The following is a 22430-nucleotide window of genomic DNA, read 5'->3' on the forward strand; positions in this document are numbered from 1 at the left end:
ATGTTATTGGAAAGTGTCAAACTCCGGGTTGAAGACTACATAACATTTACCTACAAGGTTATTTGAAAAGCGACAAGTTTTCCAATTCTAACCTTTTATTGTAGTAATCTATGATTTCTTCGTAGCTTTGATATTTGTAACGACTGTCAATTCTAATAAATGGTTCCTTTGTAATTCTACCTTTGAATTTCTCCTCGTTTTCTTTACTTCCGATAATGTGGAAATCCAAATTAAATTCTACTAATTGATAGGTTCTGGCTAGTGCATCTCCTAGTGTCCCAATGCTGTCAACGATTTCAAATGCTCTTTTAGGAAACTTAAAACCCTTTTTGTTGAACCATATTACATCAATTCTTTTCACAGTCTCTATAATTTCTTGATAAGTAAATGGTGGCAATGAATTCATTGTTCTTAAACTACTCAACAAGATATTGTCTTTAAAGGTTGCTGTGGGGTCAGGTGTATAGGTATCAAATTGCTCGAAATTTCCAAGCTCTAAACAAATACCTTCTATAAAAGAATGCATCCTAACAGGACTCTTTTCGGTAATCGCTTTTATCTTTTCTTCTTCATACTCTTTTAATGCAAATATCCCAAAACCGATTTTCTTAAAATTACGATTATTTTTTATCTCACGATATAGCACTCCCCTAATTCCAGCCTGCCATTCTTTCATTTCTTTTGCGGCAGGGTAATACTTTTCGATATTGCTGTATATAATATCCCAGGTGGCAGTACCACCATTATCTTCCATTAACTTTATTATCGCTTCAACTTTAGTCATCTTTACTTCTGCAGACTTTCTAACAATTCGTATTTCTCATATGAAAGCTCTTGTAATCCTTCATCATCTATATTCAATACTTGACGAATGGCATCAAATAATAAACCCTGCTCTCTAAGCTTATTAAGAAGACGATATTTAGGATCACATTTAATCTCAATGATTATGCTGTCCATGAAACACCCTCCTTTGCATAATTCAGACCAGAAACTGCTCTAGGACAGCCTCTTTTTCAGACCGAGCCTTCTTGTTATCCAAATCCCCACCAATTTTAAGCTCAATAAGATAGTGGTTATTGGTTTCCTTATCAATCAAGTAATAATCGCTATCGTGCCTTGTTATTGGCGATACGCCTTCTTTATTCATATCTCGCAAGCATTGATAATCGGCAATGCTAGGTCTTCTCTCATGTCGCTTGTATTTCTCAAGCATTTCAGCAATTTTGCTTGTTTGGGTTGGGTTTAGTGGGCCCTCAACGTTGTGCTTCACCTCATAGTTTAAACTAGCGATGTTAATAGCTAAACCTTCAAGCATATTGCCAAGAGAGCTATCAAGAGAACGAGCTAAAGCGGAATAATATTGTATTTCTTTACCGAGAGCTTCAATAAACACATTGTGTATTTTCATGTTTATCGTGCCTTCGGGATTATCCACTTCACCCTCGTGTCGTCCCTTGAAGCCAGTCGCAAAGGCTTGCACTGAGGCTTTTACCATAACTTTGATAGTGTCTAGTTTACCCATTTGCCCTATTTTACCACATCATCAAACCAGTTTTACTATTTCTTCAACAGTCCTTGACACGTCGTGTTATAATATATTCAGAAATCTACAATTAAATATCAAGCGATACTTACCTTTCGTCTGTATATAGCTATAAGGAAATTTTAAGCACTCAGCGAAAGGAGTAAAACGTAAGGGAAAAGATAAAGATTGCCCAAATAATCGCCTGATATCCCCCAGAACTCAAACTGGCGGATGGCATAAAACGGCCAGCCAAACGAAAATGGCCTTCTGCCAGTGAAGAGTCCAAAGCCAACGGTAAACGTCCACCTCCAGCAACCAGTATTCTGAGCAATCGGGTAATCTGTATCTCCCAAACAGCAGGTTTAATTACAACCTTTTTATCTTTTGTATTCCGTGCATATAAACTAGTATGAACTATTTACTTTGATAAAATCAGAATTCAGGGTGATACCCAGAAGAAAAAAGGAGGTGATCAATTTCAAACAATCAATCGAGGAATCGCTGGATTAAAATTCTCTGAGGAGGAGTAAATGAAGAAAGGAAGAATAATTGCTGTAGTTATGGTTCTGGCACTAATCAGCAGCGTTATTGCTGCCGGTTGTGCGGCACCAGCTCCCACACCAGCTCCCGCTCCGGCACCAGCTCCCGCTCCAGCACCAGCACCAGCTCCGGCTCCAGCACCAGCTCCGGCTCCCACTCCAGCACCATCACCAGCTCCAGCCGCACCGGCGGAAGTAATCACCTTGATAGGACAGTCATCCCTGCCCGCCGGAATGCCGGTAACCTGGGGCATGGAGAATTTAGCCAAGCGAATTGAAATCGCCACTCAGGGACGCCTTATCATGAAAGCTTACCCCGCCGGCGCCATCTGCCCGGCAACTGAAGAGCACAAGGCTCTTCAGACCGGCGTGCTTGACTGGGCCGGCAGCGGCGGCGGCTATATGAGAGGCGACATGCCGTGGGCCGGCTATCTCATTCAACCGGTAGCCGGCATGCCTCCGGAACCGCTCCAGATCTGGCTTGACAACGAGGGTTGTGATATAGCCAACAGGTGGTTCGAGACACTGGGGTGGGATTTATATTTTCCTAATGGTACTGGTTTCGCCGGGCCACCCGAGATATTCGGCCACTTCGACAAGGAGCTGAATACCGTCGCCGACCTGAAGGGGATAAAGATGCGATGCTCCGGTGACGGTGGCACCGTCCTCGGCCGCATGGGCGTCGGCCCGCTCTTCATGCCCCTGGGCGAAGTCTTCGAAGCCATGCAACGCGGCCTCATTGACGCCTACGAATGCAGTTCCCCGCGCTTTGACTGGGAAATGGGCCTGAATGAAGTGGGCAAGTACATCTACATGTCCCCGATACGGGCGCCCACCGAGGTCTACATGTTTCTGCTGAAGAAGAGCGTGTTTATGGCGCTGCCCGACGACCTCAAGGTAATCATTGAGGACATGGGCGTGGCGGAGACATGGGACTACCATAACCAGCTCATCGCCGGCGACGTCGAAGCGCTCCAGAACTTCAGAGACTACGGGAACATCGTGCTGCCTCTGCCCTCGGCAATAGAGGAGGCGTTCGGTCAAGAGGCCATAAAATACATCGATGAAGAGATGGCCAAGGACGCCGGATTTATGGAGGTGGCGCAGTCCCAGCGTGATTTTGCCAAGAACTGGAACGATTTGTACGGGCTTCCTTCCTGGGCCAAATGGTCATTCAAGTAAAGCCCGGTTAGCTAACGACAGCCAAATCTAGTTTGTCCCCGCTCCGGGGATAACCCGGAGCGGGGCATGGTAAAGGATAAAATTTGAAAGATTAAAGCAGAAAATGAGAAAAATAGTTAAAGCGATAGACCGTCTTAATGATAGGGTGGGCATGGCGGTGAGATGGCTTTCCGTCCTCTGTCTCGGTGTCATCTGCGTTGAGGTGTTCATGCGGTATGTGCTTAACCACCCGACGACAACACTGCCGATAACGGCCGTCATGACCGCGTCCACCATGTATGCCTGTTCCTTTGGCTATGTCCACCTCAACCGCCGCCACATCAGGGTGGATGTTATTTACACCCACTTTCCAGTGTGGGCCAAGCTTGTTGTCGACGTTTTTTGCGCTCTGCTCTTTCTCCTGCCGCTTATCGGTCTGCTTGCCTACGCCGGCTGGAACTGGATGTGGTTTGCCTGGGCAACCAATGAGAAGAACCTGTTTAGCTGGTGGTATCCCATAATGGGTCCGGTAAGAACCACCGTCTTTATTGGTTTTGTTTTGTTTGCCCTCCAGGGTATTGCCACGCTCTACCGTGACATCTATTTTCTGGTGAGGAATGAAGAGCTATGATTAATATTAGCCCAGAGTTAGTCACCATAGCCATGCTCGGTGGCATCCTGCTTTTCGTCCTGCTTGGCTACCCCCTGGCCATTGTCGTCGGTGGTATGGGCATCGTCATGGGAATCGCCATGTTCGGGCCAAATATCGCACTGGAAGTCATCTACCACCGTGTTTTCGAGTTGCTGAATAACTATATCATTATGGCGGCGCCGGGTTTTATCTTCATGGGCATCATGCTGGGGTACTCGGGAATAACCGAAAAAATGTTCTCCGCCATGTACCTGTGGCTCGCCGGTTTCCGTGGTGGGCTGGCCATAGTCACCGTACTAATCGGCACCATCCTGGCCGCCTGCGTCGGCATCATCGGCGCCTCGGTCACGGCGCTGACCATTATCGCCCTGCCCGCCATGATAAATCGAGGGTACAATAAAGCCTTGGCCTGCGGTGCGGTATGTGCCGGCGGCACCCTGGGCATCCTGATTCCTCCCAGCATCATGCTGGTAATCTACGGGCCAATGGCGGCAATCTCGGTAGGCAAGCTGTTTTTTGCCGCCTTCATCCCCGGGTTCCTCCTTTCCGGGTTATACTGTAGCTACCTCGCCATACGCTGTTTCTTCCAGAAAGAACTGGCGCCCCCCGTGCCGGTTGAGGAGAGGGCCGTCCCCTGGGGGAAGAAAACCTGGGACCTGCTCACCTCCATGGTGCCACCACTGGTACTTATTCTGTCCGTGCTGGGGAGTATTTTCATGGGTATCGCTACCCCCACCGAGGCTGCCTCCGTCGGTGCCCTTGCCGCCACGCTTATGGCGGTCGCTTACCGTCGTTTTAACTTCAATATCCTTAAAAATACCATGACCGAGACGATAAAAGTCACCGGCATGGTGCTCCTGGTCGGTGCCACCGCTTATGCCTTCGTCGGCGTATTTATGCGCGGCGGCGGCGGCGATGTCGTGAAAGAGATGATTCTGGGCGCTCCCGGTGGCAAGTGGGGCTGCTTTGCCATTATCATGTTCATCGTTTTCCTCCTGGGCTATTTCATTGACTGGCTGGGAATTCTGTTCATTGTCGTTCCCATAATAACGCCGGTTGGCGCGGAGCTCGGTTTCGACAAGCTCTGGTTTGCCATGATGATCTGCGTTAACCTGCAGACGTCTTTCCTGACCCCTCCCTTCGCCTATGCCATATTCTACCTCCGCGGTGCCGCCGACCCATCTCTGGGGGTAACCACGGGTGACATCATCCGTGGGGTATGGCCTTTTATTATTCTCATCTTGATTGCGCTTGGGCTGTGCATCATCTTTCCCCAGATAATCCTCTGGCTTCCAGGGCAGATGATAACCGGCTTCAAGTAGTAAGAGAGTTGTTCTGAATCAGATAACTTTTTCTGACAACCGCCTCGACAAAATCGAGGCGGTTGCTTTTTAGAATCGTATATTATTTGTCATTTCACATGTCTGTCATTATAATCTTAAAGGTACAGGTATGTTTCACACATCCATAAATATGCCTGACTTGGTTTCCGATATAGTGCGCCAGATAATTACCGCCGGAAGGAACATAGAACGATGCCTGAGGAACGGGTAACAGGGATGAAAAAAAGGACTGCCGAGCGCGTTGCTAAAGTATCCGACGTCGGCTTTGCCAAATTTTTAAGCCTGTTCCATTCTCTGGAAGGTGGCATTTCACTGAGCGTTGGGGAGCCTGATTTCCCCACACCCTGGCACATCTGTGAGGCCAGCGTTGAAGCCATGAAGAAGGGCATCACCACCTATACCCCCACAGCTGGGTTCCCCGAACTGCGAGAAGCCGTTGCCCGGCATCTGGAAAAACTCTACGGCATAAAATATGACCCGAAGACTGAAATCGTCATTACCGTTGGCGCCAGCCAGGCGATGGACCTTGCTTTCAGAACGATTCTGGACCCGGGCGATGAGGTTATCATGCCCGACCCTTACTACGTGTGCTATCCTTCCTGCATCGTCCTGTCGCACGGTGTGCCTGTTACCGTACCGACCAGACCGGATAATGACTTCAAACTGGAGGCGGACCGGATTGAAGCTAAAATTACGCCAAAGACGAAGGTCATCCTCTTCGGCTATCCGGCCAACCCGACGGGTACCGAACTCACCCGCGAGGAATATGCCGAGATTGCCAGAGTGGCAGAAAAGCACGACCTGCTGGTCATCTCGGATGAAATTTACAGTCGCCTGACCTACGACGTAGAGCACACCTGTTTCCCCACACTGCCCGGAATGAAGGAGCGCACCATTCTCCTGGACGGTTTCTCCAAAGCATACGCCATGACCGGCTGGCGCCTGGGCTATGCCGCCGGGCCGGCGGAAATCATGGCCGCCATCAGCAAGGTGCACCAGCACACCATGCTCAGCCCGTCCAGCATGGCACAGCTGGCCGCCCTGGAAGCCCTGAAAAGCGGCGAAGAAGATGTCCAGCGGATGCTGGCCGAGTATAGCCGTCGTCGCAAGGTAATTGTACGCGGCCTTAATGACATAGGGCTCAAATGCCACGAGCCGAAAGGGGCCTTCTATGCCTTCCCTTCGGTTCAGGTTACCGGTATGACGTCAGATGAGTTCACCGAGAATCTCCTCAAAGAAGAAAAGGTAATCGTCATGCCGGGCAGTCTTTTCGGCCGGCAGGGCGAGGGATACGTGCGCTGCTGCTATGCCACCTCTCTATCCGATATTGAAGAAGCGCTGCGCCGCATGGCCCGCTTCGTCGAGCGCCATCGCGCTCATCCCTGACCAGTATAAAATATCGGTCTGAACACCAAATGAAGCTGACCCCTCACATTATCCAGATTAACGCTTAAAAATAATTCGACGTACTCTTTACTACTGATGAAAATGGAGTTATTATATGAAAAAGGTTTTCGGGGTGCCAAATGGCAGACGAGAAAATAAAGATTCTGGTAGTCGATGACGAGGAAACAGTACGGTTACTGTTTCAGCGAGTATTGCAGGCCGCCGGTTATGATGCGGTCATTGCGGCTGACGGTGAAGAAGCCCTGTCGGTTATTGCCAATGGTGATATTGGTGTGGTGCTGCTGGATATCAAAATGCCCGGACTTTCTGGTATCGACGTGCTGGGCAGAATAAGCACCGATTGGCCGAATCTCTGCGTCATCATGGCAACCGCGGTTGCCGACATTGAGACCGGAGTTGAGGCTATGAAGTTGGGTGCCTACGACTATATCACCAAGCCATTTGACCAAGATGAAGCGCTGCTTAAAATCCGTCGGGCTATTCAGAAATGGCAGGAACGACTTCAGGATAAGCAGCACTTACTCCAGCTCGAGCAAAACATCACCGAACAGACCAGACGATTGCAGGGGCAGTTCACCGAGCTAGTTAGCAGCCTGGCCAGAGAGCACCAGCTACTTCTGCAACTGGCGGCAAAGCAGGAAGCCGGTAAAAAGTCCCCGCTCTCCGGTCTTCCCCCGGAACTGCAGGGGCCGATTTCCACGGTCAAAGAATTCAGAGATGCTCTGCTCAAGATTCTGCACAGATCCTAGTTTATCTCTTAATCGATTTTGCTGATAAAGGGTTATTAGCTGATGAAGAAACGCATTCTCATCGTCGATGATGAAGTGAGCATCCTGAAATTTCTCCGCTCTAATCTGGAAGATAGAGGTTACGCGGTCATTAGCGCATCCAATGGTGAAGAAGCACTCAACACCATAGAAATGGAACTGCCTGACCTCATTGTTCTGGACGTCATGATGCCCAAAATGGACGGCTTTGAGGTATGCCGCCGGCTGCGTGAATGGTCACAGATTCCCATAATTATGCTCAGCGCCCGGGGCGATGAAAAGGATAAGGTGAAGTGCCTTGACCTCGGAGCCGATGACTATATCGTCAAGCCTTTCGGGGCCAATGAACTCATGGCACGGGTCAGTGCTGTCCTCCGGCGCACCAAAACGGCTGACATGTCTCCCGTTAGGTCTTCCATCGCCAGCGGGGACCTCGCCATCAATTTTGCCAAAAGACAGATAACTCGCGCTGGCACAGAAGTGAAACTGACCCCCACTGAATATGCCCTCCTTCAGGAACTGGCGGTGAATTCAGGTAAAGTACTCACCCATACCCACCTGTTAAACAAGGTCTGGGGCCCTGAATACCGTGATGAAAGGGAATATCTGCATGTCTTTGTCCGCCGGCTGCGTTCCAAACTGGAGCCAAACCCTGACAACCCCACATACATCCTCACCGTTTCCGGCGTTGGCTACCAGTTCATAGATACCGGGTAAGAAGCACTCCGTAAACCGCTTAACAAACCGCTCTAAAGGCACCTGTTTCGGGTGCTTTTTTTATTGCCTTTGGAATATTAAGGAAATCTTTAGGACTGTGAGGTAGATATTTAGGCTTTGTTTCGCATTCCGGCTCTATCCTGAAATCACTGAATAACAACGAAGGAGATAGCTGTGAAGCGAAACATGTGGATTAAGCGGTTCTTTCCCTATATCGCCCTTCTTCTCTTTATTCCGTGGCCGGTAGCTTATGCCACCAGCACCGATGTTATTGCCGGTGAGGACGCAGTCAGGATAGAAATTGCTGAACCCTCGGCAAGGCCAAGCTATACCGCTTTCGGCAGGGCAATCGGCGGTGTCAGCAACCCGGGCGCTCTCTTTTATGTTGATGCCACCAATAGTCCGTCCGATATCCAGGTAACGCTTTATCTCACCAATGCTCAACAACTGATCAGGTACTACCGGTACCTGATTCTTGACGTAGGCATCTACATTGAAAACGGTGAAGGTGAGTGGGAACGGGCGGTAACAAGCAATGGCGAGCCTGTGCCAAAGACCATTATTTCAATGCGCAATGGCCAGGTGAGCTTCCTGCTGCCGGGTTCTTCAAGATACAGGGTTACTATCGATGGTGGCTGTTTTTACTGCACCAGAGCGGCTGCGGACAGCTACTCGCTATCCCCACAGTTCTGCCTGGAAGCGAATTAACTGGAAAGGACCCGATGGCGAAAGGAGGAAAGGTCAAGATGTTGGAAGTACAGCAATACAATAGAACTTCGTTCCCGATGCACAATGAAATGATGAGGCAGTTCCGCAGGTTACATGGCAGGGCGGCCATGGTCAATCCGACCGGAGTTGCCGAACATGACGTCATCGCCATAACCGCCCCCCTGGCTATCAGATGTGTCAATGCGGATAGCGGAGGTTCAAATTTACCAGAACAGAACGCAAACTGGTCTGCTTCTCTTTCATTACCCAAGGTAGCGAACTACAAGCTATCGTCAAATTAATGCCGAAAAAGTAAGAAAAGAGGGGAACCGATGAAAAAACGTGCCTGCATAATGGCCATTGACGATGAAGTGGAGGTACTTCGACTGCTCAAGAAGATATTCGAAGAGGAGGGGTATGATTTCATTGGCGCCACCAGTGGCGATGCAGCATTTTCCTTATTACACAATCACCAGCCGGACCTTATTATCCTTGATATTATGATGCCCGGTCTTGATGGTTTCCAGGTGCTGGAACTTATACGCCGGAATTCCGACGTACCCGTAATTATCCTGACGGGCAGGGGTGAGGTGACCGCTTTACGCGATTCCGTGGAAATTGGCGCCGATGATTACGTCAAAAAGCCGTTCTACAGGCTGGAGTTGGTAGCACGTGTACGCGCAAAACTGAGGCGGGCGGCTCAGAGCCAACCGGCCTTCAATCGAGGCGAGGAAACAGCTAATGAGAAAGTGGGTAAATAAAAATGAATAATATAGCTTATCAATCATATAGACAACCATCTGTTGAGGAATTATTTCTGAGTGTTGAGGCTGGCTCTAACGAACAAGCTATTGAGTTGGCTGTACCACCATCTACCCACTCTTCAAGACTATATAAGTTTTACCACAGGTTAGAAGAGAAGCTCAATGATCTAGGCAGCAACGGATTCATAAGCCATGTCCAACATTCGCGCAGTCGCGGAACTACATTTACCGTAAAGCTGGTCCCTACAAAGGATAGCGAGTTCCTGGAAGCGCTGAACAACATGCCGGAGGTTGAAGAGGTAACGGAAGAGTCAAAAGGCGGCTATGCCTATCCTGGCCTTTCTCATAAATTTAACGTTCTGTTAGCGCAGTAAATTATACTGAGGCCTTTATCGAATACTTTTACCAGGTCAAGACTTCTAGGTTTTCAATCTCAGTCAATTTTTGTCTGAGGAGCTTACAGTGGCCAGGAGCAAAGGAATACACGTTACCTGGTGCCCCATCGGGCAGGAGTACTGCTATCTTTCCTGCTACTTCCGCATGGGAGATCGTTGTTACTTTAGAAGCACCCGCGGCCGACGAATAAAGAAACTAAAGAAGGGGAAAAGTACTCCACGTTGATGTAAAATCCCTTCTTCCATCCTGCTACTGCTCTATTGATTACTCAAATCAGCATCTTTCCTGCGGATTTTATCCCAGTTGTACCAGACCACCCCTGCCCCAATCAGCAGCACCGATGCGATTAGTATGCCCAGCGACTGGTTCCTGAGACCGCTGACAAAGCTGTCAATGGCGTTTTGCGCCAGAGTAACGCCCTTTTCCGCAATCGACGGCGTTATACCTTCAACCTGACTTACTTCCATCAGCGTTTGGTCAATAACCGGCTGTGCGGCGGCGGAAAATACCGGACCGAAACTGATAAAGGCGATAACCGACATTACTGCCAGCAGCGCTGCCGCCCAGATAAGTTTGCTGCTCCACTGTCGGCCACCCAGCGCACCAATCGCTATCATCAGTAAAAATGGCACTATCCATATAAAGTTAATCCACTTCTTCGCCGTTCCAAGGCCGGAACGCACCTCCTCAAAGGTTTCCATCTGCCCGCCAGCGCTATCGCCCATCAAGCCCCTGAGGTCCTGCTCGGCAAGTATCAGGCCATCGCCTATCCACTGCCGGATGTCTTCCAGAGCCTCGGCATCGGTGCCCATGGCCTTTTTCAGGTCCTCTTCGGTGAAGATGAGGCCTTCCTGTATCAGTTCCCGAGCCTGGCTGAAAATATTTTCTTCCTCTTCACCGCCCAACAACTGGCTTATGTCCGCTTCAGTTAAAATCCATTCATCGGGCAGTCCCAGTTCAATAAGAGGTTGCACGAGGCTTCCCACATCTATGCCCACCAGTTCCTTGAATTCCTGATATGATATATCCGCCGGCCGGCATAGGATGTTTTCCAGTGATGGATTCGATAGCAGTTCCAGCAGATGTGCCCCCGTGCATACCGGGAGGGAATCGAAAGCGCTCTCCACTTTTTCGTCGGCCAGCTGACCGAGTGTGTCTGCTATTTCCGACTTGCGGTCGGCCAGAGGTATCGTTAACTCCAGCTCATCCTGCGTGCCGCGCAGATAGGCGAATATCTGGGCAACAAGGTCGTTTACCAGCGTCCGATACCATTCCAGGGACAACATATCCTTGGCAGTAGCAATGATTTCATCATCGGTCAGTTCCATGCCAAGCGGGAGCTCGGTTACCTCTCCGAGGTTCTGCTGCAATGCCGGCGCCAGCATCCCCGTGAACAAGCTATCGTAAGTCTCCTTTCTCGACAGGAAATCGACCAGCACTTCCTCCAGTTCATCGAGCGGCCTGGCTATATCTATCTCAAGGGTGAAATGCGCCTGCTCTTTGGTGAGGTAGGGCATAGCTTCATCGACGGCGCGGTCTATCTTCTCTAGCAGCCAATCCTCGGGCAATACCTGGCGCAGCATTATCCCCATCTCCTCCTCGGATATGGCCAGCACAGACAGCATTCCATCTTCAGACGATGTTACCTCACTGGTAGCTAACTGGATGAGCTGCTCATATAGCACCGGGAAAATCTCTTCGCGGTGCAGAAGGTTCTTTATCGCCTCCGCTCCAGCCTCGGCTCTGTCTTTTAACTGAATATCGATGCGGAAGGTGTCCGTTTCACCCCAGACATAGGGCACCACCTCATTGATACCATGCTCAACTTTTGCCTGAAGCCATTCTGGGGGCAGTGTTTGCCTGACCACGTCAACGAGATGGGTCTTGAGCGGCGAGAGGATAGCACCGGCCCCTCCGGTATCCTCACCTATTCCGGATTCTTCCAGTGCTGCCGGGAGCACATCGTCGTAAATGAAATGGTACACATCCGCCTGTTGTAACTGTTCCGTGTAGAAATCGGGATTGCCGATGGTGGCGTTAACGCGGAAGGCGACCAGCACCAGCAGCGACAGAATGACAAATATAATGGCCAGAGGTATGGCAATGGTCCTACGCAACCAGAGCATACGTTTTTATAATCCCCCCATTATGATGAGATAGTCTACCTGCCGAGCAGACCATCGGTCAACCATTACTCATTCTTGTCTGAGAACAACGATATAACCTTCAAGAATGTATCCACCGACTGAAATCACTTCCGCGCTTATATTTATACGCTGTACGCCCTTTTGGCTAACAGTCGAGTTGCCGCCTTGATAGCCTTAGTTCCCAGTGATAGAATGCTTAGCAGGGGCAATAAGATATGACACTGCGCAAAAAAACGCTGCTTATCATTGCCGGTACTTTCTACGGCGTCATCATACTGCTCTTCTTTATCTCTCGCACCATCCTGCTGGAAAGCTATTCAGACCTGGAAAGACAGAGTACACATCGGGATGTCGAACGGGTACTGACGGCTTACTCACAGGTACTATCCAGCCTGGATACCACAACCGCGGATCGGGCTGCCTGGGATGACACCTATGCCTTCATCGCTGGCCCCGGCGAAGGGTACATCAGGTCGAACCTCACCGATAGCACGTTTGCTGAACTTGGGCTGAACCTGATGCTGTATAAAGACCCCTCAGGGCAAACCGTTTTCGGCAAAGCATTTGACCTTGAAGATGAAGAGGAAATACCTCTCCCGCCCAGCGTTTCAGCGTATTTGGCTGAAAATGATTTCTTGGTTACCCATCAGGATACGGAAAGCAGTTATACCGGCACCATTGTCCTTCCCGAAGGCCCCATGATGATTAGCTCCCACCCCATCCTCACCAGTGAAGATGAAGGACCCATTCGAGGGACACTGATAATGGGGCGATACCTCGATGCGGCCAGGATTAACGAACTGGCTGAAATCACGCTCCTCTCCATAACCATTCACAAATTCAACGACCCTCAGGCTCCCCCCGACTTCTCAGCCGCCCGGACCTCTATCTCAGCCGCGTCTCCCGTTTTCGTACAGCCTCTCAGTGAACAATCTATCGCTGGCTACACACTTATCGGAGACATCAGTGGGCGCCCTGCTTTGATGCTCAGGGTAGATGCGCCCAGAGATATCTATCAGCAGGGCCAGTCCGCTATCTCATATCTTATTCTGACCATTGTCGGTGTCAGTCTGGCATTTGGCCTGGTGACCCTCCTGCTCCTGGAAAAACAGGTTCTTTCCCGACTGTCTTACCTGAGCAGGAGCGTTAGTGACATCGGCATGGGCGGTAAACTTACCGCGCGGGTGTCAGTGCCCGGCTCTGATGAATTGTCCAGGCTCGGCGCCACCATTAACGGCATGCTGGCCGCCCTGGAACAATCGGAAACGGAGCTGCGGGAATTATTTGAAGAAGAGAAGCAACTTAGGCAGGATTTGGAGGCGGAAATCAATAAAAGAGTGGAGTTCACCCATACCCTCGTACACGAGCTCAAAACACCGATTACCCCGGTGCTGGCCTCCAGCGAGCTGTTGCTTGAAGAAGTCGAGAGGGGCGGACCTATATGGGAGCTGGCGCAGAATATCAGCCAGGGTGCTTACAATTTGAACCAGCGTATCGATGAACTGCTTGACCTGGCTCGCGGTGAAGTGGGGATGCTCCACCTCAATCCTGAATCGGTTGATTCCGGTCGATTGCTCCGCAGCATTGTGGACAGCGTGAAACCACTGGCCCGGAAAAACAGGCATATATTGAATGCCGAGCTGCCCTCTTCACTGCCGGTCATTCAGGCCGATAAAGACCGCCTGCGGCAGGTGGTGCTCAACTTGCTCAATAACGCCTTTAAATTTACGCCTGCTGGAGGCAGTATCACGGTGAAGGCCAGAGAAGATAAAGCTTACCTCGTTGTGGAAGTGCAGGATACCGGCAGCGGCATTAGTGAGGAAGAGCAGAAGAGGCTCTTCGAGCCCTATCAGCAGCTGGAAAGAGAAAGGGCCCGCCTCAGCGGACTGGGGCTGGGATTAAGCCTGTCCAAGAAACTGGTCGAGCTGCACGGAGGCCAGATATGGGTGCAGAGTGAGAAGGGCAAGGGGAGTATTTTTGGCTTTTCCCTGCCACTGGAAATTAGTGAACAGCCGGAAAGCTCGGCAAAAAGATGAAGGTTTTTTTCCCATACAAGCCTGTGGTAATATTAATTCAATTATCCCGATGAAAGGGGCCTGACATGACAAAGCAACCGTATTCACTGACCGTTACCGAGGCAGCTTCTGCTATATCTTCCGGCAAGCTGACACCATCGCAACTGGTTAACTCCTGCCTGGAAAGAATTGACGCCATCGAGGATAAGATAAAAGCGTGGGTGCTGGTTGACCGGGAGGGTGCCCTTGCCACGGCACGGCAGCTGGACAATGAGCTGGCACGAGGCCAAAGCCGCGGTGCGCTTCATGGCATTCCGATAGGCATCAAGGACATCTTCTACACCGCTGGTCTGCCAACTGAAGCCGGTTCCAGGTCCTGGGCTGGTTTTATTCCCGAATACGACGCCACCACGGTCGCCCGCCTCAAAACAGCAGGGGCAATTGTACTGGGCAAGACGCATACCACGGAGTTCGCTGTCATGGACCCCGCCCCCACCCACAACCCCTGGAACATCGAGCACACGCCCGGTGGTTCAAGCAGCGGGTCAGGTGCCGGCGTTGCCACCGGAATGTGTTCAGCGGCTCTGGGCAGCCAGACACTCGGCTCAGTACTGCGACCCGCCGCCTATAACGGTATCGTTGGCTTCAAGCCCCAGCATGGCCGGATAAGCATCTACGGCGTAGTGCCGGTGAGTCCGACCCTTGACCACGTGGGCGTACTGGCACGCACGGTGAAAGACGCGGCCCTCGTTTTTCAGGCCATTGCCGGCCACGACCCCAAAGACGCGCTTTCACTTGATGAGCCTGTCCCCGACTGCCTGTCATCTCTGGAAGAGCAGTCACCGCCCCGGCTGGGACTGGTGCGTCCCTTTTTCTATGACCACGCCGACGAAGAAATGCGCCAGCATACTGACGAAATCGCTGCCCGCCTGAGGCAGGCCGGTGCTACCATTGAGGAAGTGATTCCACCCCCCAGCTTTACCACCATCGTTGACAATGCCCGTATTATCATGGCGGTAGAGGCGGCCGCCTACCATCGGGACCACTTTGCCAAACACAAGGACAAATACCGTGCCGGCATACGGCAAATGATTGAGAATGGCCTAGCCACAGATGCTGCGGAGTATGAAAGAGCGCTTAAGGTACGCCTTCAGCAGTGTTCCGATATGGAGCCGCTGCTACACCGGGTAGATGCCATGCTTACGCCGACTATAACTGGTCCGGCGCCCCACGGTCTTTCCTCAACGGGAAATCCGGTGATGCAGGGCCCCTGGACCATAATGGGGGTACCATCCATAAGCCTGCCTTCCGGACTGAGCCAGGGCGGTCTCCCGCTTGCCGTTCAGCTGGCCGGGCCTCCCAAAGCCGAAGCCCGTCTCCTGGCGATAGCGAGGTGGTGCGAGTCCGTCCTGAAGGTAGACCTCCGTCCACCGTTGGATTAAGGCACCACTCTTCAGATGTAAAATCGGAATAAGGACGTAATCAGCTTAGTCTTCTTTCACCAGGTCGACCTTGGGCTTGACGTCCTTGTTCACCCAGTGGCGCGGCCATTTCCCGGTAAGTACTCTGGCTGCTTCCTGCGCCACGCTTAATTTGAGCCGCTTCAGCGAGGTGCTGGAGTTCGCCGCGCAGTGAGGAGTAAGCACTACGTCGTCCATCTTGAGCAGCGGGTTGTCCGGCTCAATCGGTTCCACCTCAAAGACATCCAGGCCGGCACCGGCTATCCACTTCTCCCGCAGGGCTTTAATCAACGCCGCCTCATCAACCACTCCTCCTCGCGAGGTATTGATGAGGTAGGCGGTTGGCTTCATCTGCTTTAATTCCTTCTCACCAATCAGCTTACGGGTCTCCTGGTACAGAGGTGTGTGAAGGGAGACGTAATCCGATTCTTTCAACAGTTCGGGAAGACCGACCAGAGTTATCCCGTGCTTCTCTGCGACCGATTTATCCAGATAGGGGTCGTACCCGATTGTTTTCAAACCGAAGCACTGTGCTTTCTGAGCCGTCAGGCGTCCGATATTCCCGCAGCCAACCAGCCCCAGCGTTTGTTGATATAGACCTGGTGTTTCGGTTGTCTCTGTCTGGAACTCACCCCAGCGTCCCTGCTTCAACCCTTCCGTCGAAGATACCAAAAGTCGGGCACAGGCAAGCAGCAAGGCCATGGCATGGTCGGAGACTTCTTTAATGCAGAAATCAGGGATGTTGACCACAATTACGTTATTATCGGTGGCAGCGTCTACGTCAATCGTGTCGTAGCCAATGCCATAGCGCACTGCCACTTTCAATTTGGGCAGTGATGACAGAACCCGGCGCGTTATCCGGGCAAAGACTATCAGCAGCGCATCCGCGTCTTTGGCCGCTTCAATTATTTCGTCTTCCGTCTTGCAGTCCGCTTCCACCAGGTCGGCGTTGACCCTGGCGAGCTCCTCGGTTTCCACTTCAATAGTTGCCACTACCGGTGGGAGATGGAGCTTATCCTCCACTCGTATCACTTTGAATCGCGTTTCCGGCATCATTTCCTCCTTCAGACTCTATAGTAAAAGTTACAGGCTATTGCCTATTATAAAGCATGGCCACCGTCATGTCAGCTATTTGCCCTGTTTCACTTCTAACGGGATGGCCGAAACCACGCCTATTCAATGAGCAGTATGCTATAATCGTTTCAAGCCAGGAAAAATGAAGCGAAGTAATGATATGGCACCAGCCACCATCACCACCTCTGAAGACAAGGGCCTGACCCGGGGTACACTGTGGATTTTATTAATCGGGGTTTTCCTCACCTCATTCAGCATGCTGGCTTATGAAATCACCCTCGCCAGACTGCTCTCCGTACTTATCCTCTACCATTACGTCTTCGCCATCGTTTCTCTGGCCCTGCTGGGACTCGGGCTTGGCGGTATATTTGTCTATCTATTCAGGCGGCAGACGCTCAGTTCCGATAAAAGATTCGGCGCACTGGCACTATTTGCCAGCTTGATCTCGCTGGCAATTCCGATTTCCGCCATACTGATGATTCGGATTGGCTATCTGGATAGCGCGACGAGTAGTATCCTGTTTTACTGTGTCCTGCTGTTCTTCCCGTTCTTCTTCACCGGCATTTTGCTGGCCGAGGTATTCCGTACATTCCCGGAAATCAGCGCCCGGGTCTATGGTGCTGACTTGGTTGGTGCAGCCCTCGGCTCGCTGGGCATCATTTTCTTCCTCGATGTCTTCGGTGCCATTAATACCAGCTTTTTCCTGGGTATTACGGCTGCCGTTGCCGCACTCCTGTTCGCCAGCAGGATATTTAAAAGCAGCATCCGGCGGGCGGCACTGCCGATAGCCAGCTTTGTCATCGCGGCCATCCTTTTAATCACCAATTTGCCTGGCGCCTATCTGAGCGATATACCGATTATCGGCAAGAACCCCAACAAGGATATTCACCGCGCACTATATGAGAAATCTTCTCCGGCGCAGATAATCGAAACACGGTGGAGCGCCTTCGGCCGGACGGACCTGGTTGAGTATACCCGGTATCCAGCACAGATGGAGATTTATCTGGACGGCACCGCTACGGCACCGATGTACCAGTTCAATGGCGACCTGGAAAATCCGGACCAGACCGTGCAGGACCTCAAGGCCACATTTTCCGGCTACTTCCCTTTTTATTTTCTCTCCGAAGATGAAAAAGACAACGCGCTTATCATCGGGCCCGGCGGCGGCAGGGACGTGCTGCTGGCTCTGATGGGCGACGTTGGCGAGATTATCGCGGTTGAGGTGAATCCCGACCTCGTGGATATGGTGCAGGAATACGCTCGGTACAATGGCGGCATTTTCACCGATTTTCCCAATGTAAAGGTCGTCGTTGATGAAGGCCGAAATTTCCTCAAACGCCAGAAGGATAAGTACGACATTATAATGCTCAGCCTTCCGGTTACCCAGACCAGCCGCAGCCTTGAAGGCTATTCCCTGACGGAAAATTTCCTGTTCACCACGGAGTCCATCCATGATTACCTGGACCACCTGACCGAGGAAGGCCGACTTATGGTGGTGACCCACGACGATTTCACTGCCTGGCGGCTGCTGTCCATCTCGCTGGTATCACTTGAGCAGAGAGGTATCCAGAACGCTGACGCACTTCAGCAGATTTACATGTTTGGCCTTAGCTCGGGTGAAACCGTATATCCGTGCTTTGTCCTGAAAAAGACGCCGTTTGCACCCGAAGAGGCGCTCGTCAGACATGAGAAAATGGTCGAATTGGGCTATGAGCCGATGCTGTCTTATTTCCCGTTCGTTGAGGATGAGGGAACCGTTAATCCGACACTTCGGGACCTCGCCAGTGGAAAGCTGAGTTTCCGTCAGATTGCCGAAGTCGCCAGAGGGATGGGCATGGACTTCAGTACGGTTACCGATAACAGCCCGTTCTTCTACAAGATTGACGTGGGGCTGCCGCAACCGGTGTCGCTGGTTTTCTGGTTTTCCTTTGTTCTGATGATACTCGTGCTTGTGGGGCCGCAGACGTACTGGTATCTTCGTTCTTCCCGCAGCCGCGGCCAGGCCAGGGGTCGCCAGAGCAAGAAGAAGGGGCTAACCCGCTCCGTGTTCCTGTTTGCACTGATCGGCATCGGCTTTATGCTCATTGAAATTTCATTAATCCAGAGATTCATCCTCTACCTCGGCCAGCCGGTGCTGTCAATGGCCGTCCTTCTGTTTTCGCTGCTGGTTGGTGCCGGCCTGGGCAGCCTGTACAGCGGCCGCCTGCCCCGCGAAAATATACTCAAGGGTATTACGACGGCTGCCATCTCCGTTGCTTTACTGTCAGTCGTTTACATCTTCCTCATCCCCCTTGTTTTCAACCAGCTGCTGGGGCTGGCTCTGGCGCTGCGTTTGCTGGTCATGGTGGTCATGCTGGTGCCCCTGGGGTTCTTAATGGGCTTCCCGTTTCCACTTGGCATCAGGGCGCTGAAAGAAGTTGAATTGGACAGATATATTCCCTGGATGTGGGGCATAAACGGCGTGGGGTCAGTATTGGGTTCGACATTTACCATTGTCCTTGCTATCAGCCTCGGTTTCGCCCAGGCATTGCTGGTCGGCGCCATCTGCTATCTGCTCGTTTTCCTTGTTTTTGCCAGATATGGGATAGTAAATATAATGAGTCGGCATTAAAGAGATACAGTGCTTAAGCTGATTTTTCTCGGTACCAAGGGCGAAATTGAGGAATCGAATGAGAAACACCGGTATAACTCCTCATTGTTGCTCGTTTCGGAAGGCGATAGATTGCTTGTTGATTACGGAATGCTTCACCAGTATAATCTGGAAGAGCTTGCGCCGGGTGCCCTGCTCATTACGCACGCTCACCCGGACCACTATGTATGGCTGGAACAGGATATACAGGCCGATATCCCTGTTTATCTGACGGAAGAGACGCTCGCCTATGGCAAATTCAAGCCGTCAAACATCAATGTTATTGAACCGGGGGAATATATAACGGAGGGGAGTTTTCAATTTCTTGCCTACCGCGTGCTTCATTCCATAAGATGCCCGGCAGTCGGATACAAGGTGAAAACGCAGAATAAGACGCTGGTCTATAATCCTGACCTGGTGGATATCGTAAACAAGGCAGAGGTGCTGGCTGATGTTGATTACTATATTGGAGATGGTTCCTCGATAAAGTCCAATCTGGTGAGAAGGAGAGGCGATATCCTTTTCGGACACACCCAGATGACAACGCAGATAAACTGGTGCAAGAAGTATGGCATCGACCATATCCTCTTCACCCACCTCGGCAGGGAGACCACCGCCGCTGAAGATGAATTCGGTCGCGACCATCCGGAAGCGATTTTTGCTTATGACGGCATGGAGGTTATAATTTAGGGGATAGCATCCTGAGCAAGGAGGAGGCCAATGGAAAAGCTGAAAGAAGTCCAGAGACTGGGCCAGTCCATATGGCTCGATTTCATTCAGCGGGGGCTGATTACCAGCGGTCAGCTGAAGCAACTGGTGGATGACGGCATAAGCGGTATGACCAGCAATCCTACCATTTTCCACAAGGCGGTTACCCAGGGGCAGGACTACGATGAAGCGATAAAGTCCATCCTGAAGTCCACCCCTGACGCCGGCATTATGGATATCTATGACCGCCTTACGGTAGAGGATATCCAGATGGCGACCGATGTGTTTCGCCCTGTTTATGATGCCAGCGACGGCGTTAACGGGCTGGTCAGCCTTGAGCCAGCACCCAAACTGGCCTATGACACGGAGGGGACACTTGCTGAAGTACGTCGTCTGTGGCAGCTGGTCGACCGGCCCAACCTGATGATAAAAGTGCCTTCCACCCCACCCGCTATCCCGGCCATTGAACAGCTCATTGCCGAAGGCATCAATATCAATATCACCCTTATGTTCTCCATGGCGCACTATGAAGCGGTCTCCCGGGCGTACCTTCAGGGAATCGCCCGCTGTTCCAACCCGGGGCAGATAACTTCGGTGGCCTCTTTCTTCGTCAGCCGCGTGGACACATACGTTGACCGTGAACTGGAAAAGATAGGCACCGGAGAGGCGCTATCACTGCGTGGCAAAGCCGCGGTGGCCAACTCCAAACTGGTCTACCATCGCTTCAAGGAACTCTTCTCAGGAAAGGAATTTGCCAGGCAGAAGCAACGTGGTGCCCGCGTTCAGAGGGTGCTCTGGGGAAGCACCAGCGCCAAAAACCCCGACTACTCCGATGTGAAATACGTCGATGAACTGATGGGACCGGACACGATTAACACTCTGCCGATGGAAACCATTGATTTGTTCCTTGACCACGGCGAAGTCAGAGACACATTGAATGAAGGTGTAGCCGACGCGGAGCAGGTTTTAAATGACCTGAAGAAGGTCGGCATTGACCTGGATGCGATTACCGAGCAACTGCAGGTGGATGGCGTGAAGGCATTCAGCGACTCTTTTGACCAGTTGCTTCGTGCCCTGGAAGAGAAATGCCGTCAATTCGGGTAGACGGTAGCGCTAGATAAAATAATATAGGAGAATATGCGGATATGACCGAATTTCACATTGCCAGGCCAAAATTTCATATTACCAGTCTTGACGACTATGAACCGCTTGTGGGAAAGGAGACAGTCGAACGCATTCGGGAAAAAGCCAGGCCTCTCCACGGGCTGCATATCGCCAATGTTAATTCAACCTACTACGGTGGCGGCGTATCCCAGCTGCTCTCATCACTGACGCTTCTGATGGACAGCGTCGGCATCGAGACGGGCTGGCGGGTTATCGTAGGCTCACCGGACTTCTTCAGCATCACCAAAAAGATGCACAACGCCCTGCAGGGTGGGTCCATAAATCTCACCGACCGTAAAATGGAGTTGTATGAAGCCACTATCTACGAGAACTCAATTCGCAACCACCTGTATCACGACATAGTCATTGTCCACGACCCCCAACCCCTCCCCATTATCAACTACTACCGGCGTAGAGGACCCTGGATATGGCGCTGCCATATCGACCTCTCCCACCCCAACCAAGAGCTATGGGATTACCTGTCACCGTTCGTGGAAAAATATGACGCCGTCATTCTCAGCTCCGAAGATTACGCTCAGAAACTGTCGACACCGCAGCTTTTCTTCATGCCGGCCATCGACCCCTTTTCCATTACCAATCGTGAAATGAATCCAGAAGATACCGAAGAGCGACTGCGCCACTACGGTATTCCCACCGACCTGCCTCTTATAGTCCAGATATCACGTTTCGACCGCTGGAAAGACCCGGAAGGCGTCATCAAGGCTTTTCGTCTGGCCCGAAAGGAAGTGCCCTGTACCCTGGTATTGCTGGGCAATGTGGCCACCGACGACCCCGAAGGTGAAACGGTATACAATTCATTGCTTGACCAGCGCGAGGAACGCATTATTATTCTCAGCCGACAGGACGGTGCGCTGGTCAATGCCCTGCAACGCCGGGCAGCGGTGGTTCTGCAGAAATCAATTCGCGAGGGGTTCGGTCTCACCGTTTCCGAGGCGATGTGGAAAGGGACGCCGGTGATTGGCGGGAACGTGGGCGGCATTCGCTACCAGATTGAGGACGGCGTGAGCGGCTTCCTGGTCGATACCATCGAGGAAGCCGCCGACAGAATCGTCCGGCTGTTGAAAGACAGGAGTCTGCGCGACCATATGGGAAAACAGGCCAGAGAAACGGTGAGAGAGCAATTTCTCCTCACCCGCTACCTCGAGCAATACATTGACCTGTTCAATTCCTTTGAGCCGTCGTTTCGGCTGGTCGGTAAATTGAAAAACAGGTAGTTAAAGCGCATAATTT

Annotated in this window: 21 protein-coding genes; 16 read left to right on the forward strand and 5 right to left on the reverse strand. The window is 51.4% G+C overall.

Translation table 11 applies throughout. The annotated features are described in order from the left end of the window. Positions 1–58: 58 nt before the first annotated feature. Genes KKD83_05170 through KKD83_05180 form a run of 3 tightly spaced genes read right to left on the reverse strand, consistent with a single transcriptional unit; the run spans position 59 to position 1525 of the window. Positions 59–784, reverse strand: coding sequence for a hypothetical protein (locus KKD83_05170; protein MBU2535540.1), 726 nt, complete (start codon positions 782–784; stop codon positions 59–61). Positions 785–786: 2 nt separating this feature from the next. Beyond that, positions 787–960: a hypothetical protein gene (locus tag KKD83_05175; GenBank protein MBU2535541.1), complete on the reverse strand. Its 174-nt coding sequence runs from the start codon at positions 958–960 to the stop codon at positions 787–789. A 22-nt stretch (positions 961–982) separates the two neighbouring features. Next, the gene (locus KKD83_05180) at positions 983–1525 is read right to left on the reverse strand and encodes a TdeIII family type II restriction endonuclease (protein MBU2535542.1); all 543 of its coding nucleotides are present in this window, start codon (positions 1523–1525) and stop codon (positions 983–985) included. 533 nt (positions 1526–2058) lie between these two features. On the opposite strand from KKD83_05180, the gene KKD83_05185 reads away from it, so the two are divergent. The 10 genes from KKD83_05185 to KKD83_05230 all read left to right on the forward strand — a co-directional run bounded on the left by KKD83_05185 (position 2059) and on the right by KKD83_05230 (position 9960). Next, positions 2059–3249, forward strand: coding sequence for a hypothetical protein (locus KKD83_05185; GenBank protein MBU2535543.1), 1191 nt, complete (start codon positions 2059–2061; stop codon positions 3247–3249). A 103-nt stretch (positions 3250–3352) separates the two neighbouring features. Further along, positions 3353–3859, forward strand: coding sequence for a TRAP transporter small permease subunit (locus KKD83_05190; GenBank protein MBU2535544.1), 507 nt, complete (start codon positions 3353–3355; stop codon positions 3857–3859). Beyond that, on the forward strand, positions 3856–5202 hold the full coding sequence (locus tag KKD83_05195; protein MBU2535545.1) for a TRAP transporter large permease subunit: 1347 nt from the start codon (positions 3856–3858) through the stop codon (positions 5200–5202). The genes KKD83_05190 and KKD83_05195 overlap by 4 nt, the downstream gene beginning before the upstream one ends. 213 nt (positions 5203–5415) lie before the next feature. After that, entirely contained in the window at positions 5416–6609 is a 1194-nt protein-coding gene (locus tag KKD83_05200; protein MBU2535546.1) for an aminotransferase class I/II-fold pyridoxal phosphate-dependent enzyme, read from the forward strand. A 140-nt stretch (positions 6610–6749) separates the two neighbouring features. Then, positions 6750–7379 carry a response regulator gene (locus KKD83_05205; protein MBU2535547.1) on the forward strand — a complete coding sequence of 210 codons (630 nt, stop codon included), beginning with the start codon at positions 6750–6752 and terminating at the stop codon, positions 7377–7379. 42 nt (positions 7380–7421) lie between these two features. Beyond that, positions 7422–8114: a response regulator transcription factor gene (locus KKD83_05210; GenBank protein ID MBU2535548.1), complete on the forward strand. Its 693-nt coding sequence runs from the start codon at positions 7422–7424 to the stop codon at positions 8112–8114. 174 nt (positions 8115–8288) lie between these two features. After that, entirely contained in the window at positions 8289–8822 is a 534-nt protein-coding gene (locus KKD83_05215; protein ID MBU2535549.1) for a hypothetical protein, read from the forward strand. A 38-nt stretch (positions 8823–8860) separates the two neighbouring features. Next, positions 8861–9124, forward strand: coding sequence for a hypothetical protein (locus tag KKD83_05220; GenBank protein MBU2535550.1), 264 nt, complete (start codon positions 8861–8863; stop codon positions 9122–9124). Positions 9125–9154: 30 nt separating this feature from the next. Further along, positions 9155–9583: a response regulator gene (locus KKD83_05225; GenBank protein ID MBU2535551.1), complete on the forward strand. Its 429-nt coding sequence runs from the start codon at positions 9155–9157 to the stop codon at positions 9581–9583. A 2-nt stretch (positions 9584–9585) separates the two neighbouring features. Next, on the forward strand, positions 9586–9960 hold the full coding sequence (locus KKD83_05230) for a hypothetical protein (protein MBU2535552.1): 375 nt from the start codon (positions 9586–9588) through the stop codon (positions 9958–9960). Between the two features lie 279 nt (positions 9961–10239). Here the strand turns inward: KKD83_05230 and KKD83_05235 are convergent, their stop codons facing one another. Continuing rightward, a complete protein-coding gene (locus KKD83_05235) occupies positions 10240–12108 on the reverse strand; it encodes a hypothetical protein (protein MBU2535553.1) in 1869 nt (622 codons plus the stop codon). A gap of 236 nt (positions 12109–12344) precedes the next feature. Between KKD83_05235 and KKD83_05240 the strand changes: the two genes are divergently transcribed. Then, positions 12345–14165: a HAMP domain-containing protein gene (locus tag KKD83_05240; protein ID MBU2535554.1), complete on the forward strand. Its 1821-nt coding sequence runs from the start codon at positions 12345–12347 to the stop codon at positions 14163–14165. Between the two features lie 65 nt (positions 14166–14230). Then, entirely contained in the window at positions 14231–15586 is a 1356-nt protein-coding gene (locus KKD83_05245) for an amidase (protein MBU2535555.1), read from the forward strand. Between the two features lie 45 nt (positions 15587–15631). On the opposite strand, the gene KKD83_05250 is transcribed toward KKD83_05245, so the two are convergent. After that, entirely contained in the window at positions 15632–16657 is a 1026-nt protein-coding gene (locus tag KKD83_05250; protein ID MBU2535556.1) for a C-terminal binding protein, read from the reverse strand. A gap of 163 nt (positions 16658–16820) precedes the next feature. On the opposite strand from KKD83_05250, the gene KKD83_05255 reads away from it, so the two are divergent. The 4 genes from KKD83_05255 to KKD83_05270 are packed head-to-tail and all read left to right on the forward strand — an operon-like array spanning position 16821 to position 22414. After that, a complete protein-coding gene (locus tag KKD83_05255) occupies positions 16821–19289 on the forward strand; it encodes a hypothetical protein (GenBank protein ID MBU2535557.1) in 2469 nt (822 codons plus the stop codon). Positions 19290–19298: 9 nt separating this feature from the next. Continuing rightward, positions 19299–19997: an MBL fold metallo-hydrolase gene (locus KKD83_05260; GenBank protein MBU2535558.1), complete on the forward strand. Its 699-nt coding sequence runs from the start codon at positions 19299–19301 to the stop codon at positions 19995–19997. Between the two features lie 30 nt (positions 19998–20027). Next, positions 20028–21119: a transaldolase gene (gene tal / locus KKD83_05265; protein MBU2535559.1), complete on the forward strand. Its 1092-nt coding sequence runs from the start codon at positions 20028–20030 to the stop codon at positions 21117–21119. Positions 21120–21160: 41 nt separating this feature from the next. After that, complete coding sequence (locus KKD83_05270; protein ID MBU2535560.1) at positions 21161–22414, forward strand: glycosyltransferase; 1254 nt, start codon at positions 21161–21163, stop codon at positions 22412–22414. Positions 22415–22430 lie beyond the last annotated feature (16 nt).

Source organism: Chloroflexota bacterium (genome assembly GCA_018829775.1).
Taxonomy (GTDB): domain Bacteria; phylum Chloroflexota; class Dehalococcoidia; order Dehalococcoidales; family RBG-16-60-22; genus E44-bin89.

What these genes read in the sequence shown, in the direction of transcription:
- KKD83_05250 (MBU2535556.1), bottom strand. Translation starts at nt 16,657, where the DNA reads ATGCCGGAAACGCGATTCAAAGTGATACGAGTGGAGGATAAGCTCCAT.
- KKD83_05245 (MBU2535555.1), top strand. Translation starts at nt 14,231, where the DNA reads ATGACAAAGCAACCGTATTCACTGACCGTTACCGAGGCAGCTTCTGCT.
- tal (MBU2535559.1), top strand. Translation starts at nt 20,028, where the DNA reads ATGGAAAAGCTGAAAGAAGTCCAGAGACTGGGCCAGTCCATATGGCTC.
- KKD83_05175 (MBU2535541.1), bottom strand. Translation starts at nt 960, where the DNA reads ATGGACAGCATAATCATTGAGATTAAATGTGATCCTAAATATCGTCTT.
- KKD83_05180 (MBU2535542.1), bottom strand. Translation starts at nt 1,525, where the DNA reads ATGGGTAAACTAGACACTATCAAAGTTATGGTAAAAGCCTCAGTGCAA.
- KKD83_05225 (MBU2535551.1), top strand. Translation starts at nt 9,155, where the DNA reads ATGAAAAAACGTGCCTGCATAATGGCCATTGACGATGAAGTGGAGGTA.
- KKD83_05235 (MBU2535553.1), bottom strand. Translation starts at nt 12,108, where the DNA reads ATGCTCTGGTTGCGTAGGACCATTGCCATACCTCTGGCCATTATATTT.
- KKD83_05255 (MBU2535557.1), top strand. Translation starts at nt 16,821, where the DNA reads ATGAAGCGAAGTAATGATATGGCACCAGCCACCATCACCACCTCTGAA.
- KKD83_05200 (MBU2535546.1), top strand. Translation starts at nt 5,416, where the DNA reads ATGCCTGAGGAACGGGTAACAGGGATGAAAAAAAGGACTGCCGAGCGC.
- KKD83_05230 (MBU2535552.1), top strand. Translation starts at nt 9,586, where the DNA reads ATGAATAATATAGCTTATCAATCATATAGACAACCATCTGTTGAGGAA.
- KKD83_05190 (MBU2535544.1), top strand. Translation starts at nt 3,353, where the DNA reads ATGAGAAAAATAGTTAAAGCGATAGACCGTCTTAATGATAGGGTGGGC.
- KKD83_05270 (MBU2535560.1), top strand. Translation starts at nt 21,161, where the DNA reads ATGACCGAATTTCACATTGCCAGGCCAAAATTTCATATTACCAGTCTT.
- KKD83_05240 (MBU2535554.1), top strand. Translation starts at nt 12,345, where the DNA reads ATGACACTGCGCAAAAAAACGCTGCTTATCATTGCCGGTACTTTCTAC.
- KKD83_05210 (MBU2535548.1), top strand. Translation starts at nt 7,422, where the DNA reads ATGAAGAAACGCATTCTCATCGTCGATGATGAAGTGAGCATCCTGAAA.
- KKD83_05195 (MBU2535545.1), top strand. Translation starts at nt 3,856, where the DNA reads ATGATTAATATTAGCCCAGAGTTAGTCACCATAGCCATGCTCGGTGGC.
- KKD83_05220 (MBU2535550.1), top strand. Translation starts at nt 8,861, where the DNA reads ATGTTGGAAGTACAGCAATACAATAGAACTTCGTTCCCGATGCACAAT.
- KKD83_05185 (MBU2535543.1), top strand. Translation starts at nt 2,059, where the DNA reads ATGAAGAAAGGAAGAATAATTGCTGTAGTTATGGTTCTGGCACTAATC.
- KKD83_05170 (MBU2535540.1), bottom strand. Translation starts at nt 784, where the DNA reads ATGACTAAAGTTGAAGCGATAATAAAGTTAATGGAAGATAATGGTGGT.
- KKD83_05205 (MBU2535547.1), top strand. Translation starts at nt 6,750, where the DNA reads ATGGCAGACGAGAAAATAAAGATTCTGGTAGTCGATGACGAGGAAACA.